The sequence below is a fragment of the Amycolatopsis australiensis genome (assembly GCF_900119165.1).
Classification (GTDB): domain Bacteria; phylum Actinomycetota; class Actinomycetes; order Mycobacteriales; family Pseudonocardiaceae; genus Amycolatopsis; species Amycolatopsis australiensis.
The window spans coordinates 1-1,471 of the sequence record NZ_FPJG01000009.1 but is presented as its reverse complement, the minus strand read 5'-3'; the positions used below and the strand labels follow the sequence as shown (position 1 = coordinate 1,471).

The following is a 1,471-nucleotide window of genomic DNA, read 5'->3' as shown; positions in this document are numbered from 1 at the left end:
CGACAGCCTGAATAAGACCGCCGCCGGCGCCCGCATTGCCGACGCGCGCGACCAGCGCCGCCTGCTCATGATGCTGCGCATCTTCGGCGAGACCGGCTGCAAAGACCTGTGCAAGCGCCTGCTGCGCCTGACCTGCGAGTACCAGGACAAGCCCGGCACGATCCGCCTGCGCGACACCTGGGTCGAATACGACCCGCGCAACTGGTCTCCGGACATGGGCGTGACGGTCAATGTGGGCCTCGGCACCGGCGACAAGTCGCAGACGATCCAGTTCCTGAACATGATGGGCGCCTACTTCCAGCAAGCTGCACCGCTGGGCGTGGTCACGCCGGAGAACGTCTACCAGCTGGGCAAGATGCTGCTGAAGGCCGGGAACATCCAGGGCGCTGACCGTCTGCTGACCGATCCGGCCACGAACCCACCGCAGCCGCCGCAGGAAACGCCCGAGCAGGTGCTGGCCAAAATGGAACTGGAGCTGGAAGACAAACGCCAGCAGGGCAAGGCGCGGGACGCCGAGTACAAGCGCGAGACCGACCTGGCCGAGCTGGAGGCGAGCACGAAGCTCAAGCTGATCGACCTGCAGCTGAAGGAGAAGGAAGTCCGGATCAAGGAAATCGAACTGGGCCTCAAGAACACCGAGCTGCAAATGCGCATGGCCGAGGCTGGCACTGCTCAGGTCGACGGCAGCATGCCGAACGCGATGCAGCTGATCGTCGACCTGCACCGCAAGCTGGAAGAGCTGGCGTCGGCTGAAACGCACATCGTGCGCGGCCCGGACGGCAAGGCATCGCACACCGTCAAGGTGCTGCCGCAACAACAATACGAAGGATAAATCATGGCCGCTGGCCCATTCATCATCCCCGACAAGGCAGTGCTGAACATCGCGCTCGGCCTGCTGAACTCGGCGAACACGTTCAAGCTGTCGTACCACACCAGCGCCTGGGCACCGAACCCGGCCACGCTGGAAGTGTTCGCCGATGTGAGCAGCGAGATCGCCGCGGCTGGGGGCTACAGCTCAGGCGGCATCACGCTGGGCAACGACGCGCTGACGATCTCGGGCAGCACGGTGAAGTTCACCGGCGACGCGGCCGAACTGACTGCCGCCGGCGGCTCGATTCCCGCCTGGCGCTACGGCGTCGTGCGCGCGATCGGCACCATCAATGGCAAGGTCGACCCTGTCGTGGGCTACTTCCTGGGCGACGCTACCCCGGCGGACGTGCCTGCCACCACGGTCGGCAACAAGCTCACCTTCACCCCGAACGCCGCAGGCATCTGCACCATCAGCAAGGCAGCGTAATCATGGCCAAGAAGACGTACCGCTGTCCGGTCATCGGCACCGGAACCAGCGGTGACGAATTCCGGCCGAGCGTTTCGAAATACCCGTGCGCCTACTGGGTCGTGCCCAGCCACTTCGCCCCCGGCAGCGCAAAGGTCGTCGTCGAAGTGGAGGCGACGGCGCTGCAGCACACTG

The 1,471-nt window shown here is 65.1% G+C and carries 2 protein-coding genes; both read left to right on the top strand.

Annotation, left to right across the window (positions count from 1 at the left end):
- On the top strand, nucleotides 1-832 hold an 832-nt coding region (locus tag BT341_RS45840; protein WP_177329121.1), incomplete at its 5' end, for a portal protein.
- A 3-nt stretch (nucleotides 833-835) separates the two neighbouring features.
- Nucleotides 836-1,297 (top strand): hypothetical protein, encoded by a 462-nt coding sequence (locus BT341_RS43370; RefSeq protein WP_072482504.1) that lies wholly within the window; start codon nucleotides 836-838, stop codon nucleotides 1,295-1,297.
- The last annotated feature ends 174 nt before the right edge of the window (nucleotides 1,298-1,471 follow it).

Coding starts and splice junctions, on each gene's coding strand:
- BT341_RS43370 (WP_072482504.1), top strand. CDS start 836: ATGGCCGCTGGCCCATTCATCATCCCCGACAAGGCAGTGCTGAACATC.